The sequence below is a fragment of the Pseudomonas sp. SORGH_AS_0199 genome, assembly GCF_031453735.1.
Lineage (GTDB): Bacteria > Pseudomonadota > Gammaproteobacteria > Pseudomonadales > Pseudomonadaceae > Chryseomonas > Chryseomonas aestiva.
In genome coordinates, this window is sequence record NZ_JAVJAE010000001.1 from 4,929,108 (window position 1) to 4,944,152 (window position 15,045).

At 66.8% G+C, this 15,045-nt stretch carries 11 protein-coding genes and 1 riboswitch; of the genes, 10 read left to right on the forward strand and 1 reads right to left on the reverse strand.

From position 1 onward, the window contains the following. Window positions 1-150: 150 nt before the first annotated feature. The 7 genes from prmA to QE444_RS23055 all read left to right on the forward strand — a co-directional run bounded on the left by prmA (window position 151) and on the right by QE444_RS23055 (window position 9,934). On the forward strand, window positions 151-1,026 hold the full coding sequence (gene prmA / locus QE444_RS23025; protein ID WP_158890978.1) for a 50S ribosomal protein L11 methyltransferase: 876 nt from the start codon (window positions 151-153) through the stop codon (window positions 1,024-1,026). A 109-nt stretch (window positions 1,027-1,135) separates the two neighbouring features. Beyond that, window positions 1,136-2,575 carry a DUF3426 domain-containing protein gene (locus QE444_RS23030; RefSeq protein ID WP_309741841.1) on the forward strand — a complete coding sequence of 480 codons (1,440 nt, stop codon included), beginning with the start codon at window positions 1,136-1,138 and terminating at the stop codon, window positions 2,573-2,575. Window positions 2,576-2,730: 155 nt separating this feature from the next. Next, window positions 2,731-3,723, forward strand: a complete 993-nt coding sequence (gene dusB, locus QE444_RS23035) for a tRNA dihydrouridine synthase DusB (RefSeq protein WP_187980400.1) — start codon at window positions 2,731-2,733, stop codon at window positions 3,721-3,723. After that, window positions 3,720-4,037, forward strand: a complete 318-nt coding sequence (gene fis / locus QE444_RS23040; RefSeq protein WP_026083845.1) for a DNA-binding transcriptional regulator Fis — start codon at window positions 3,720-3,722, stop codon at window positions 4,035-4,037. Before dusB ends, fis begins: the two co-directional genes overlap by 4 nt. A 66-nt stretch (window positions 4,038-4,103) precedes the next feature. After that, window positions 4,104-5,696, forward strand: a complete 1,593-nt coding sequence (gene purH, locus QE444_RS23045; RefSeq protein ID WP_187980401.1) for a bifunctional phosphoribosylaminoimidazolecarboxamide formyltransferase/IMP cyclohydrolase — start codon at window positions 4,104-4,106, stop codon at window positions 5,694-5,696. 85 nt (window positions 5,697-5,781) lie between these two features. After that, window positions 5,782-7,065, forward strand: a complete 1,284-nt coding sequence (gene purD / locus QE444_RS23050) for a phosphoribosylamine--glycine ligase (protein WP_285388920.1) — start codon at window positions 5,782-5,784, stop codon at window positions 7,063-7,065. 94 nt (window positions 7,066-7,159) lie between these two features. Next, window positions 7,160-9,934, forward strand: a complete 2,775-nt coding sequence (locus tag QE444_RS23055; RefSeq protein ID WP_187980403.1) for a hybrid sensor histidine kinase/response regulator — start codon at window positions 7,160-7,162, stop codon at window positions 9,932-9,934. Here QE444_RS23055 and QE444_RS23060 read toward each other — a convergent pair. Continuing rightward, window positions 9,918-10,313, reverse strand: a complete 396-nt coding sequence (locus QE444_RS23060) for an acyl-CoA thioesterase (RefSeq protein WP_064309293.1) — start codon at window positions 10,311-10,313, stop codon at window positions 9,918-9,920. The genes QE444_RS23055 and QE444_RS23060 overlap by 17 nt on opposite strands. Before the next feature lie 152 nt (window positions 10,314-10,465). Beyond that, window positions 10,466-10,608: riboswitch (S-adenosyl-L-homocysteine riboswitch) on the forward strand. 22 nt (window positions 10,609-10,630) lie between these two features. Here QE444_RS23060 and ahcY point away from each other — a divergent pair. From ahcY to QE444_RS23075, 3 genes are all read left to right on the forward strand, one after another. Continuing rightward, window positions 10,631-12,037, forward strand: coding sequence for an adenosylhomocysteinase (ahcY, locus tag QE444_RS23065; RefSeq protein ID WP_133861533.1), 1,407 nt, complete (start codon window positions 10,631-10,633; stop codon window positions 12,035-12,037). Window positions 12,038-12,089: 52 nt separating this feature from the next. After that, window positions 12,090-12,926, forward strand: a complete 837-nt coding sequence (gene metF, locus QE444_RS23070; protein ID WP_133861534.1) for a methylenetetrahydrofolate reductase [NAD(P)H] — start codon at window positions 12,090-12,092, stop codon at window positions 12,924-12,926. Window positions 12,927-13,110: 184 nt separating this feature from the next. After that, window positions 13,111-15,000, forward strand: coding sequence for a DEAD/DEAH box helicase (locus tag QE444_RS23075; RefSeq protein ID WP_285388915.1), 1,890 nt, complete (start codon window positions 13,111-13,113; stop codon window positions 14,998-15,000). Window positions 15,001-15,045 lie beyond the last annotated feature (45 nt).

Here is a 15,045-nt window from a genome sequence, read left to right on the forward strand (position 1 = left end):
ACCCTAGGGAGAATGGGCCTCCTCGGCGATTTCCGCCTTGCCTGACCTGGCTCGCTCGCCCCGTCGGCTTCTTACCTAGTAAACGGGCTGCCCTCGGGCAGCCCGTTTTCATTTACCCTCCCCGCTTTGACCCGATTCAGGTAGTCCACCATGTCCTGGCTGCAAGTCCGCCTCGCCCTCACGCCCGCCCAGGCGGAAACCTACGAAGACCTCATGCTCGAACTGGGCGCCGTCTCGGTGACCTTCATGGACGCCGAGGACCAGCCGATCTTCGAACCGGATCTCGGCACCACCCCGCTGTGGTCCCAGACCCACCTGCTGGCGCTGTTCGAAGGCGATACCGACGCCGCCGCCCTGGAACAGCGCGTGCAGCTGCTGGCCAACGGCCTGACCTACGAGGTAGAGCGCCTGGAAGACCAGGAGTGGGAACGCAGCTGGATGGACAACTTCCAGCCGATGCGCTTCGGCCAGCGGCTGTGGATCGTCCCCAGCTGGCACGAGGCCCCGGAACCCGAAGCGGTCAATCTGCTGCTGGATCCGGGCCTGGCCTTTGGTACCGGCACCCATCCCACCACCTCGCTGTGCCTGCAGTGGCTGGACGGCGAACCGGTCGCCGGCCGGCAGGTGCTGGATTTCGGCTGCGGCTCGGGCATCCTCGCCATCGCCGCCCTGCTGCTGGGCGCCGAGCGCGCCGTGGGCACCGACATCGACGTCCAGGCCCTCGAAGCCTCGCGCGAGAACGCCAACCGCAACGGCATCGATCCGGCCCGCTTTCCGCTGTACCTGCCCGCCGATCTGCCAGGCGAGCAGGCCGACGTGGTGGTGGCCAACATCCTCGCCGGTCCGCTGGTCGGCCTGGCCGAGCAGATCACCCGCCTGACCCGCATCGGCGGTCGCCTGGCCCTCTCCGGCATCCTCGCCGAGCAGGCCGAGGACGTCCGCGCCGCCTACGCCGGCTGCTTCGACCTGGAACCCACCGCCACCCTCGACGGTTGGGTACGCATCAGCGGGACCCGCCGCCGCTGATGCGCAGCGGCGCCACCGGTCCGCTCACCCGGCGGCCCGGTGGAGGCCCTTCTTTCGCCAGGGCCTTCGGGTACACTAGCGCGCTTCACTCCCTGGCTGTCGCCTCGCCATGACCGAATCCCTCGTCGCCCAGTGTCCGCATTGCCATACCCGCTTCCGTGTCACCCAGGAACACCTGGCCGCCGCGGATGGCGACGTACGTTGTGGCGTCTGCCTGGAAGTGTTCAACGCCAGCAACCAGGCCGCGCCCCTGACGGCCCCTGAGCCCGCGCCACCCGTGGCCGCGCCGGCGCCCACGCCCAGCGAAGCGGCCTGGCCCCATGACGAACTGGACCTGAGCCACCTGGAGCTGGACGCCGAGGTCGCCCGCCTGGGCGCCCTGGAAGAACAGCGCCGCGCGCCGGTCGCTCCCATGGCGCCTGCCGCCTTGGCCGCACCGCTCGCCGTGACCACGCCGCAGGAAGAGCCGGCACCGGCCCTGGGGCTGGCTGCCCGTCGTCCCCAGGACGACGAAGAAACCTACGAGCTGCCGTCGCTCGGCGCCGTCTCCGCCGAGCGCGAACCCGAGCCGGAGTCGCTGCGACTGCGAGCCGCGCCCGAGGCGGAGCCTGAGTCCGAGCCCCTGTCCCTTACCGCCGCCGAGCCGGAACCGCGACTCGAACCCGAGCCCGAGCCCGAGCCGGCCTTCGCACCGGTGCCCGAGCCCGCCATCACCCCCTTGCCTGCCGTAGCGCCGGTGGCCCCGCTCGCGGCCGTGCGCGCCCCGCTGAAGCCCGCCCCGGCCACGCCGCCCGCGCCCCTCACCGCCGCGCCGGCCGAACGCCAGGAGCCCGCGCTCGGCCGGGTCGAGGCCGACGACGACGAACGCGCCGAACCCGGCCTGGGCCGCCTCGACGACTGGCAGGAGCCGGCTACCGAATCCCTCAGCGCCGCTCGCGACAGCGACGACGAGCCGCCGCCGGCCAAGGCCGCGAGCGGCCTGCGCAGCGAGCCGGAATGGCAGGACGATCCGCTGCTGGACCTGCACGACGAACCGCTGCAGCTGGACAGCCACCCGCAGCGCCCGCGCTGGGGTCGCCGCCTACTGTGGATCCTGCTCTGCCTGCTGGCACTGCTCGGCCTGGCCGGCCAGTACGTCTATTACCACTTCGACGAACTGGCGCGGCAGGACAGCTATCGCCCGCTGTTCGTCCAGGCCTGTGCCAGCCTCGGCTGCAAGGTGCCGTCCAAGGTCGATGTGCAGCAGATCCGCAGCAGCAACCTGGTGGTGCGCAGCCACCCGCAATTTTCCGGGGCGCTGCGCGTCGATGCCATTCTCTACAACCGGGCACCCTTCTCGCAGCCCTTCCCGCTGCTGGAATTGCGCTTCGCCGACCTCAATGGCCAACTGCTCGCCAGCCGCCGCTTCAAGCCGGGCGAATACCTGAATGGCGAACTGAAAGGCCAGGACGAGATGCCGCCGCAGACGCCGATCCACATCGCCCTGGACATTCTCGACCCCGGCCCGCGAGCCGTGAATTACAGCCTGAGCTTCTTCTCGCCGGAGTAGCCCCAGGGGGAATTGCTCATAAACTAGCCAACTCGCGCTTTATCCGGAGGCGGTGAGCGGGTATCATTCCCAACCCTTTTCAAGCACAGCAGCCCCTGTCCGCGGCCGGTTTCCGGCGCAGGCGGAACAGGCGCCTATTCGCCAGGGAAAAAGATATGTCGATGGTACGCATCGGCCCTTATACCTTGCCCAATCCGCTGATTCTCGCGCCCATGGCCGGGGTCACCGACCTGCCCTTCCGTCGCCTGTGCCTGGCACTCGGCGCCGGCATGGCCGTGTCGGAAATGGTGACCAGTGACGTGCGGCTCTACGACAGCCGCAAGTCGCGGCTGCGCCTGATCCACGCCAGCGAGCAGGAACCGCGTTCGGTGCAGATCGCCGGCGGCGATCCGGCGATGCTGGCCGAGGCGGCCCGGCGCAATGTCGAACTGGGTGCCCAGATCATCGACATCAACATGGGCTGCCCGGCGAAAAAGGTCTGCAACAAGGCCGCCGGCTCCGCGCTGATGAAGGATGAGGCCCTGGTGGCCGAGATCCTCGCCGCCGTGGTGGCCGCCGTCGACGTCCCCGTGACCCTGAAGATCCGCACCGGCTGGAATCCCGACAATCGCAACGGCCTGCGCATCGCGCAGCTGGCCGAAGCCGCGGGCATCCAGGCCCTCGCCGTGCATGGCCGCACCCGGGACGACCGTTTTCTCGGCGCCGCCGAGTACGACACCATCGCCGCCATCAAGCAGGCGGTCGATATCCCGGTGTTCGCCAACGGCGACATCGACAGCCCGGAAAAGGCCCGCTGGGTGCTCGAACACACCGGCTGCGACGGCCTGCTGATCGGCCGCGCCGCCCAGGGGCGCCCCTGGATCTTCCGCGAGATCGCCCACTACCTGGCGACCGGCGAGCACCTGGCGGCGCCCGGTGATGCCGAGGTGGAGGCCATCCTGCTGGAACACCTCGACGCCCTGCATGCCTTCTACGGCGCGGAAATGGGCGTACGCATCGCCCGCAAGCACGTCGGCTGGTACCTGGCCGACCGGCCGGGCGCCGCGGAATCGCGCGCCCAGTTCAACCGACTGCAAGACACCCAAGCCCAGCACGCCAGCATTCGCGCGTTCTTCGCGCAGCCCCCGACCGGGAAGCAGGTGGCATGAATTCGATGACCGAGACTTTGACTGGAACAGCGCCTGTGAGTGACAACGGCGACCTCAAGCAGCACCTGACCGCTCCCCTGCAGGAGGGTCAGACGCTGCGCGACAGCGTGGAAAAGGCGCTGCGCAACTATTTCGCCCACCTCGATGGGCAGCCGGTGACCGACGTCTACAACATGGTGCTCTGCGAAGTGGAAGCACCCCTGCTCGAAAGCGTGATGAATTACGTCAAGGGCAACCAGACCAAGGCGTCGGAGATGCTCGGGCTCAATCGCGGCACCCTGCGCAAGAAGCTTAAGCAGTACGACCTGCTCTGATCCGCCTCATCGCCGGCGGCCCAGGGGGCTTGACCGGCGGTCTTTCTCCTCCTGATGGACATGACCATGACCGACCAGACCTCTCGCCTCCCCGTCCGCCGTGCGCTGATCAGCGTGTCCGACAAGACGGGCGTCGTCGACTTCGCCCGCGAACTCGCGGCCATCGGCGTGGAAATCCTGTCCACCGGCGGTACCTACAAGCTGCTGCGCGATGAAGGCATCCCAGCGGTGGAAGTCGCCGACTACACCGGCTTCCCGGAGATGATGGACGGTCGCGTCAAGACCCTGCACCCGAAGATCCACGGCGGCATCCTCGGTCGTCGCGGCGTCGACCACGAGGTGATGAGCGAGCACGGCATCCGCCCGATCGACCTGGTCGCGGTCAACCTCTATCCCTTCGCCGCCACCGTGGCCAAGCCCGGCTGCAGCCTGGCCGACGCCATCGAGAACATCGACATCGGCGGCCCGACCATGGTCCGCAGCGCGGCGAAGAACCACAAGGACGTCGCCATCGTGGTCAATGCTAGTGACTACGCGGCCATCCTCGACGACCTCAAGGCCGGTGGCCTGACCTATGCCCAGCGCTTCGATCTGGCGCTCAAGGCCTTCGAGCACACCGCTGCCTACGACGGCATGATCGCCAACTACCTGGGCAGTATCGACCAGCAGGCCGAGACCCTGACCACCGACGGCCGCGCCGCCTTCCCGCGGACCTTCAGCGCCCAGTTCATCAAGGCGCAGGACATGAGATACGGCGAGAATCCGCACCAGCAGGCGGCCTTCTATGTCGAGCACGCCAGCGAAGCCTGCGTGGCCACCGCCACCCAGCTGCAGGGCAAGGAACTGTCCTTCAACAACGTCGCTGACACCGATGCCGCCCTGGAAACCGTGAAGAGCTACGGGGAACCGGCCTGCGTCATCGTCAAGCACGCCAACCCCTGCGGCGTGGCCGTCGCCGGCGACATCCGCCAGGCCTATGAACTGGCCTATGCCACCGACAGCGAATCGGCCTTCGGCGGCATCATCGCCTTCAACCGCGAACTGGACGCCGAAACCGCCCGCGCCATCGTCGAGCGCCAGTTCGTCGAGGTGATCATCGCCCCGCGCGTCAGTGCCGAAGCCCGCGACGTCGTCGCGGCCAAGGCCAACGTCCGCCTGCTGGAGTGCGGCGAGTGGCCCGCCGAGCGCAAGCCCGGCCTGGACCTCAAGCGCGTCAACGGTGGTCTGCTGGTGCAGAGCCGCGACATTGCCATGATCACCGCCGACGACCTCAAGGTGGTGACCCGCCGCGCGCCCAGCGAGCAGGAGCTGCAGGACCTGATCTTCGCCTGGAAGGTGGCCAAGTTCGTCAAATCCAATGCCATCGTCTACGCCAAGGGCCAGCAGACCGTGGGCATCGGCGCCGGCCAGATGAGTCGCGTCAACTCGGCGCGCATCGCCGCCATCAAGGCCGAGCACGCCGGTCTGGCCGTGGCCGGCGCGGTCATGGCCTCGGACGCCTTCTTCCCCTTCCGCGACGGCATCGACAACGCCGCGGCCAACGGCATTACCGCGGTGATCCAGCCGGGTGGCTCCATGCGCGACGCCGAGGTGATCGCCGCCGCCGACGAAGCCGGCATCGCCATGGTCTTCACCGGCATGCGCCACTTCCGCCACTAAGGCCCGCCACGGCGAGGGCCGCAGCCCTCACCGTCGACCCATTTGCGTGGCGGACGTGCCCAGCGTCCGCCCAGAGGAAAGCTTCATGAACGTACTCATCATCGGCAGCGGCGGTCGCGAACACGCCCTGGCCTGGAAGGTCGCCCAGGACACCCGGGTCACCAAGGTCTACGTCGCCCCCGGCAACGCCGGCACCGCCACCGAAGCCAAGTGCGAGAACGTCGCCCTCGACGTCCTGGCCCTGGAGCAACTGGCCGACTTCGCCGCCGCCAACGTCGAGCTGACCATCGTCGGTCCCGAGGCGCCGCTGGTGGCCGGCGTGGTCGACCTGTTCCGCAGCCGGGGCCTGCCCTGCTTCGGCCCCACCGCCGGCGCGGCGCAACTGGAAGGCTCCAAGGCCTTCACCAAGGATTTCCTCGCGCGCCATCAGATCCCCACCGCCGCCTACGCCAACTTCACCGAGGTGGAGCCGGCGCTGGCCTATCTGCGCGAGCAGGGTGCGCCCATCGTGATCAAGGCCGATGGCCTGGCCGCCGGCAAGGGCGTGATCGTCGCCATGACCCTGGCCGAAGCCGAGGACGCCGTGCGTGACATGCTCTCCGGTAATGCCTTCGGCGATGCCGGTGCGCGAGTGGTGATAGAGGAATTCCTCGATGGCGAGGAAGCCAGCTTCATCGTCATGGTGGATGGCAAGAACGTGCTGCCGATGGCCACCAGCCAGGACCACAAGCGCGTCGGCGACGGCGACAGCGGTCCCAACACCGGCGGCATGGGCGCCTACTCCCCGGCGCCGGTGGTGACCGCGGCGGTCCATGACCGGGTCATGCGCGAGATCATCGAACCCACCGTGGCCGGCATGGCCAGCGAAGGCAATGTCTACACCGGCTTCCTCTATGCCGGCCTGATGATCGACCAGAGTGGCGCACCCAAGGTCATCGAATTCAACTGCCGGTTCGGCGATCCCGAGACCCAGCCGGTGATGCTGCGCCTGCAGTCCAGCCTGGTGCTGCTGGTGGAGGCCGCCCTGGCCGAGGCCCTCGACAAGATCGAAGCCTGCTGGGATCCACGTCCGAGCCTGGGCATCGTCCTGGCCGCCGGCGGTTATCCGGGCGACTATGCCAAGGGTGACGCCATCGCCGGTCTCGAGGCCGCCGCAGCGCTGCCGGGCAAGGTGTTCCACGCCGGCACCGGCCTGCGCGACGGTCAGGTCGTCACCGCCGGCGGTCGGGTGCTGTGCACCACGGCTCTGGGCGAAACGGTCTCCGCCGCCCAGCAGAACGCCGCTGCGCTGGCCCGGGAAATCTCCTGGCAGGGCTGCTTCTACCGCAGCGACATCGGCTACCGCGCCATCGCTCGCGAGCGACAGTGAAGCTCGCCTAAGGGATCAGCCTGTTACACTGTTACGTCAACAGACGTGACGGGCTGGTCTATACTCGACGTCCGCATTTGCGAAGGGAACTCTCGTGCACCGGCTCTGGATCGCCATAGGCTTTGTGGTCAGCTGGCTGCTGTTGCTGCTGGTGGCCAATTCCGTGCAAGCCGAGAATTCGCCGGATGCGGGCTGGGCGCAGTACGAGGACGTCACCGGCGAATTCTCGCTCGACGATGTCCGTGATCGGCTGTCCGCCTTCAAACCGCTGACCACCGCCAGGGCCCACCGCCCAGCCGGTTCCGGTGCGCTCTGGCTGCACACCCGCATCCAGCCCGACGCCCAGCAGCGGCTGCTGCGCATCATTTCGCCCAACGTCGGCTATCTGGATTTCTTCGCCTATCGCGATGACCAGTTGCTCAGCGAGATCCGCGATGGCCTGTCGCGGCCGCTGCTCAATCCGCAGCAACTCAGTCGCGACTTCGTCTTTCCGATTCCACAGAGCGATCAGCCGCTCGACCTCTTCCTGAGATTCGAATCGCCCCAGCCGATGCGGATCGCCCTGACCCTGAGCAGCAGTGCCGAAGCCGAGATCACCCATCGCCTGGTGATGTTCGGCGTGTTGCTCGGCTGCCTGGCCATGCTGGCGCTGTACAACGGCGCCCAGCTGCTCTACCACCGCAGTCGCGCCACCAGCGCCCTCACCCTGCTGCTGGTGATGCTGGTCTGCGTGGCCCTGAACATCTTCGGACTGAGCAAGTTCTTCCTGGGCACCTTCAAGGGCCAGACGCCGCTGCTGACCGATCTGTCGGTGCTGGCCTGCAGCGCCGCCGGGCTGAATCTCGTGGGCGCCTTCTTCGGCTGGCGACGGCTGCCGCTGTGGGTCCGCCGCACGCTGCGGGGTCTGCTGGCCCTGGTCGGCCTGGCCGCCGTGGTGCGTATCGCCGCCGGCGAATTCTATGTCGGCGACTGGCTGATGGCGGTCAATGGCCTGGCACTGTGCGCCTGCCTGATCATCGCGCTGGAGCGCTGGCACCAGGGCGCCCGCTATGGGCGGCTGCTGGTGATGAGCTGCGCCCTGCTGGCCCTGGCCGGGCTGATCGCGCTGCCGATCCTGGCCGGCTACGCCAATCCACCGGTGTGGATGGGCCGCGGCCTGATCGCCAGCTGCATGCTCAGCGGCATCCTGCTGACCCTGGCCCTGGAGGAGCGGCGTCGCTATCTGCGCGAGGAACATTTCACCCGCACCCGTGACAGAGCCACGGACCATGCGGAGCTCAAGGGCAAGGCCGAATTTCTCTCGCGCATCAGTCACGAGATCCGCACGCCCATGAACGGCGTGCTGGGCATGACCGAATTGCTGCAGGGCACGGCGCTGTCGGCCAAGCAGCGCGACTATGTGCAGACCATCCACAGCGCCGGCGCCGAGCTGCTCAACCTGATCAACGAGATCATCGACATCACCCGCCTGGAAAGCGGCCAGATCGAACTCGAGGAGGTCACCTTCGACCTCAATGCCCTGCTCGACGACTGCCTGGACATCTTCCGGCCGCGTGCCGAGGAGCACCGGGTCGAACTGCTCAGCTTCATCCAGCCCCAGGTGCCGCGCCGTTTCATCGGCGACCCGACCCGCTTGCGCCAGATCCTGCTCAACCTGCTGGAAAACGCCTTCCAGCGCACCGAGGAAGGCGAGATCCTGCTGGTGATCTCACTGGAAGAGGCCACCGGCCAGCCACCACGCCTGCGCATCTCGGTGCAGGACAGCGGCACGCCGCTGGACGCGGCGCTCAGTCGCCAGCTGCTGTCCACCCACCTCGACCGCCGCGACTTCCTCGCCAGCGACACCGACAGCCTGGATTTCGGCCTGATCATCGCCCGCCAGCTGGTGCTGCTGATGCAGGGCGACTTCGGCATCCAGAACAACGCCGAGGGCGGTTCCAGCTTCTGGATCAGCCTGCCCATCCCGGCTCAGGCGCTGGTCCTGTCGCGCGGCGACAGCGACTATCCGCTGCAGGACGTGCGGGTGCTGGTGGTCGACGACAACGAACTCTGCCGCAAGGTCCTGCAGCAGCAGTGCAGCGCCTGGGGCATGCAGGCGGTGACCGCCGCCTCCGGGCGCGAGGCCCTGGCCCTGCTGCGTACCCAGTCGCACCTGCGGGAATACTTCGATGTGGTGCTGCTCGATCAGCAGATGCCGGGCATGACCGGCATGCAGCTCGCCGCGCGCATCAACGAAGACGAGAATCTCAACCACGACCTGCTGCTGATCATGCTCACCGGGCTGAGCAACGCGCCGAGCAAGGTCATTGCCCGCAACGCCGGCATCAAGCGGGTGCTGGCCAAGCCGGTGGCCGGCTATACCCTCAGAGCCACCCTGGCCGACGAACTGTCGCGCCGCGGCCAGCGGGTCAGCGAGCCCGAGCCCCAGGAACAGCCCAGCGGCATCCCCAGCGACTTCCGCGTGCTGGTGGCCGAGGACAACAGCATCTCGGTCAAGGTGATCCGCGGCATGCTGAAGAAGCTCGGCGTCGAACCCGATACCGTGAGCAACGGCCTGGAGGCCTTCGAAAAGCTCCAGCAGAACACCTACGACCTCATCCTGATGGATTGCGAGATGCCCCTGCTGGACGGCTTCGGCGCCACCCGCCGGCTACGTGCCTGGGAACAGCAGAATCATCGTTCGCGCACCCCGGTGGTGGCCCTAACCGCGCATATCCTCGCCGAGCACAAGGATCGCGCCCAGGAGGCCGGCATGGACGGCCACATGGGCAAGCCGATCGAACTCTCGCAACTGCGTGAATTGCTGCTCTACTGGGCCGAGCGGCGGCGCCTGGACGTGACCCGCGCCGGCCTCAAGGCGACTCCTTGAACCTGTCCTCGACATAGGTGATCCGGGTCTTGCCATGGGGCACCGGATTGCCTTCCTCGTCGAGATTGACGAAGACGATCTTGTCGATGGTGAGGATGCTCTTGCGGGTGATCTTGTTGCGCACCTCGCATCTCAGGGTGATGGAGGTACGCCCGAACTCGGTGGCGGTGATGCCCAGCTCGATGATGTCGCCCTGACGCGAGGCGCTGATGAAGTTGATCTCCGAGATGTACTTGGTCACCACCTTGGGATTTTCCAGCTGCACGATGGCGTAGATCGCCGCCTCCTCGTCGATCCATTTCAGCAGACTGCCGCCGAACAGGGTGCCATTGGCGTTGAGGTCTTCGGGTTTCACCCACTTGCGGGTATGGAAGTTCATCAGGGCTCCTTGAATTTCCAGGGGGGTTGGGGCATCAGATCAGGGTGCGCGCGGTAGATTCCGGTCGACATGAGGCAGAGCGCCACCCTTTGGGTTTATCGCGATCCTCGTTATACTGCCCGCGCATCGCGGCCACCAGGCCGCCCCGCCTTCCGTTCGAGGGGCGCTGCAGCACGCTGCGTTATCCCATCCTAGCCGACCCGCCGCTGGCGCGGGCATCACGGCCGGCATGACGTCAGACGTTGTCAGGCTCGAACGGAGCGTTATCAGAACGCATCAACGGCGCCCATTCGCACCTAACGAATGGAGACTCTTCAATGAGCGCTGTCCTCACGCCTGCCGCTTTCAACGATTTCAAGGTCGCCGACATCTCCCTGGCCGACTGGGGTCGTCGCGAAGTCATCATCGCCGAATCGGAAATGCCCGCCCTCATGGCACTGCGTGGCAAGTACGCCGGCGAACAACCCCTGGCCGGTGCCAAGATCCTCGGCTGCATCCACATGACCATCCAGACCGCCGTGCTCATCGAGACCCTGGTGGCCCTGGGCGCCGAAGTGCGCTGGTCCAGCTGCAACATCTTCTCCACCCAGGACCAGGCCGCCGCCGCCATCGCCGCCGCCGGTATCCCGGTGTTCGCCTGGAAGGGCGAGACCGAAGCCGAATACGAGTGGTGCATCGAGCAGACCATCCTCAAGGACGGCCAGCCCTGGGACGCCAACATGGTGCTGGACGACGGCGGTGACCTGACCCAGATCCTGCACGACAAGTATCCGCAGGTGCTGGAGCGCGTCCACGGCATTACCGAAGAGACCACCACTGGCGTACACCGCCTGCTGGACATGCTCAAGGACGGCACCCTCAAGGTCCCGGCGATCAACGTCAACGACTCGGTCACCAAGAGCAAGAACGACAACAAGTACGGTTGCCGCCACAGCCTCAACGACGCCATCAAGCGCGCCACCGACCACCTGCTGTCCGGCAAGCAGGCGCTGGTGATCGGCTACGGCGACGTAGGCAAGGGCTCGGCCGCCTCGCTGCGTCAGGAAGGCATGATCGTCAAGGTCTCGGAAGTCGACCCGATCTGCGCCATGCAGGCCTGCATGGACGGCTACGAGCTGGTCTCGCCCTATGTCGATGGCCTGAACGACGGCACCGAAGCCTCGGTGGATCGCGCCCTGCTGGGCAAGATCGACCTGATCGTCACCACCACTGGCAACGTCAACGTCTGTGACGCCAACATGCTCAAGGCGCTGAAGAAGCGCGCCCTGGTGTGCAACATCGGTCACTTCGACAACGAGATCGACACCGCCTTCATGCGCCAGCACTGGGGCTGGGAAGAGGTGAAGCCGCAGGTGCACAAGATCCACCGCACCGGTCTGACCGTCGACTCGGCCAACGACGACTACCTGATCCTGCTGGCCGAAGGCCGCCTGGTGAACCTGGGCAACGCCACCGGCCACCCCAGCCGCATCATGGACGGCTCCTTCGCCAACCAGGTGCTGGCGCAGATTCACCTGTTCCAGGAGAAGTTCGCCGACCTGCCGGTCGCGGAAAAGACCGCCAACGTCACCGTCATGGTCCTGCCCAAGAAGCTCGACGAAGAAGTGGCGCTGGAAATGGTGAAGGGCTTCGGTGGCGTGGTGACCCGTCTGACCGAAGCTCAGGCCAAGTACATCGGCGTGACCCAGGAAGGCCCCTTCAAGCCCGACAGCTACCGCTACTGATGGCCAGGCCACCCGCTCCCCGGAGCGGGTGGCCGCCCACGAGAGAGACGACGTGAAACCCAGTCTGAGTTTCGAATTCTTTCCCTGCAAGACCGAAGCGGGCCACGAGAAGCTGATCGCCACGGCGCGGCAACTGGCAAGTCATGGGCCGGAGTTCTTTTCCTGCACCTATGGCGCCGGCGGTTCGACCCGCGACGGTACCTATCGCACCGTGCGCCAGCTCAACGACGAGGTCGGGGTGCCGACCGCACCGCACCTGTCGTGCGTCGGTGACAGCAAGGCCAAGCTGCGCGAGTTGCTGCAGCAGTACCGGGAAGCCGGCATCAACCGTATCGTCGCCCTGCGCGGCGACCTGCCGTCCGGCATGGGCCTGTCCGGCGGTGGCGAATTGCGCCACGCCAGCGATCTGGTCGCCTTCATTCGCGAGGAAACCGGTGATCACTTCCATATCGAAGTCGCCGCCTATCCGGAAACCCATCCGCAGGCGCGCAGCTTTACGGACGACGTGCGCAATTTCGTGTACAAGATGCAGGCCGGTGCTGACCGCGCGGTCACCCAGTACTTCTTCAACGCCGATTGCTACTTCCATTTTGTGGAACGTGTCCGCAAACTGGGAGTCGAAGCCCCAGTGATCCCTGGCATCATGCCGATCACCAACTACAGCAAGTTGGCGCGCTTCTCCGATGCCTGTGGCGCTGAACTGCCACGCTGGCTGCGGAAGCAACTGGAAGCCTACGGTGACGACACCCAGAGCATCCAGGCCTTTGGCGAAGAAGTCATGACCGACCTCTGCGAGCGACTGCTCGAAGGTGGGGCACCCGGTGTGCACTTCTATACCCTGAACCAAGCGGAGCCGTGTATCGCCATCTGGCGAAACCTCGGTTTTTGAAGTCGGCCAGGCGAACTGGCGGCGACTTTACCCAATCGTGATTACCGCTATCGGTCATCGTCCGACTCGTCATCCAGCGCAGGATGACGAGGGTGGGCGAGACGTCCCAAGCCTTTCGGACGTCAACCGGCAGCGCAACCGCGCCCCCACGTCGGCGGGACGCCGACAGAGACAGGAACCCCGCATGTCCTTCATTTCCCTCGGTCTCTCCGAGGCCCTTGCCCGCGCTGTGGAAGACGCTGGCTACACGAATCCCACGCCTGTTCAGCAACGCGCCATTCCGGCCGTCCTGCAGGGTCGCGATCTGATGGTGGCTGCCCAGACCGGCACCGGCAAGACCGGTGGCTTCGCGCTGCCGGTACTCGAGCGCCTGTTTCCCAACGGTCATCCCGATGGTCACCACTATGTGGCCAAGCAGCCCCGCGTGCTGGTGCTGACGCCGACCCGCGAACTGGCGGCCCAGGTCCACGACAGCTTCAAGGTGTACGCCCGCGACCTGCCCATGCGCAGCGCCTGCGTCTTCGGTGGCGTCGGCCTCAAGCCGCAGGTCACCGCCCTGGCCAAGGGTGTCGACGTGCTCGTCGCCTGCCCGGGTCGCCTGCTGGACCTCGCCGGTCAGCAGAGCGTGGATCTGTCCGCCATCGAGGTCCTGGTGCTGGACGAAGCCGACCGCATGCTGGACATGGGCTTCATCCACGATGTGAAGAAGGTCCTGGCCCGTCTGCCGGCCCGCCGCCAGAACCTGCTGTTCTCGGCCACCTTCTCCAAGGACATCACCGACCTCGCCGGCAAGCTGCTGCAGGATCCCGAGCGGATCGAGGTCACCCCGCCGAACACCACCGTCGAGCGCATCGAGCAGCGGCTGTTCCGCATCCCCGCCAACCAGAAGCGCGCTCTGCTCGCCCACCTGATCACCCTGGGTGCCTGGGAACAGGTGCTGGTGTTCACCCGGACCAAGCACGGCGCCAACCGCCTGGCCGAGTATCTGAACAAGCACGGCCTGCCGTCGGCGCCGATCCATGGCAACAAGAGCCAGAACGCCCGCACCAAGGCCCTGGCCGACTTCAAGAGCAACGAGGTTCGTGTCCTCGTCGCCACCGACATCGCCGCTCGCGGCCTGGATATCGATCAGTTGCCCCACGTGGTCAACTTCGAGCTGCCCAATGTCGAGGAAGACTATGTCCACCGTATCGGCCGCACCGGTCGGGCCGGTCGCAGCGGCGAAGCCATTTCGCTGGTCTCCCCGGACGAAGAGAAGCTGCTCAAGGCCATCGAGCGCCTGACCAAGCAGAGCATCCAGGACGGCGACATGCAGGGCTTCGACCCGCAGTCCGTGCCGCCCGAGCAGCCGGAAGTCCGGGCACCCCGCGAACCGCGTGGCAAGCCGCAGCAGAATCGCCAGAAGAAGGCCGACAAGCCGGCGCGCAGCGAAGGCAGAGGCCAGGGTCAGGGTCAAGCCCAGAACCCGGGCAAGGCCGCCGGTGGCGAGCAGTCCGGCGCTCAGCCCCAGGGCGAGCGCAAGGGTCGTTCCCGCAATCGTCGCGACCGCCGCGATCGCGATGACGCCGGCCAGGACAAGGCCGCCGTGCAACCCGGCCAGGCCGTTGCCCAGCAGCCGCGCAATCGGGATCCGGAAGAATTTCTGGATGACGCCTACGACAACTTCGGCAACAGCGTCGACTACGTGAGCCCCTACCAGGGCAAGGGCCGCAAGGGTCCGCGCAGTGGCAACGGCGGCAGCGCGCCGCGCGCCGCCACTACCGGCGGCCAGGGCCAGCCCCGTCAGGGTCAAGGCCAGGGCGCTGCCCGCGGTCCGCGCAGCCAGCAACAGCAGCAGCCCGGCAAGCGGCGTGGTCAGAACGGTCAGCCCCGTGCCGCCCGGCCCTATGAAGCCGCGCCCAGCGAGCCGCGCGCCTATGCCACGGAAGAGCGGGCGTCGAACAAGCCGCAGCCGAAGATCGTGCACAAGCCGTCGCGTGCCGACCGCCTGCCGACCCTGGAGCAGCTGGAAGAGATGCCAAGCCGGCCGCGCAGCGAGAAGCCCGCGCTGCTGACCCGCAACCGCGACGCCTGATGGCCGACGGGCCGCTCATGCGGCCCGTTCACCAGGCAAAAAGAA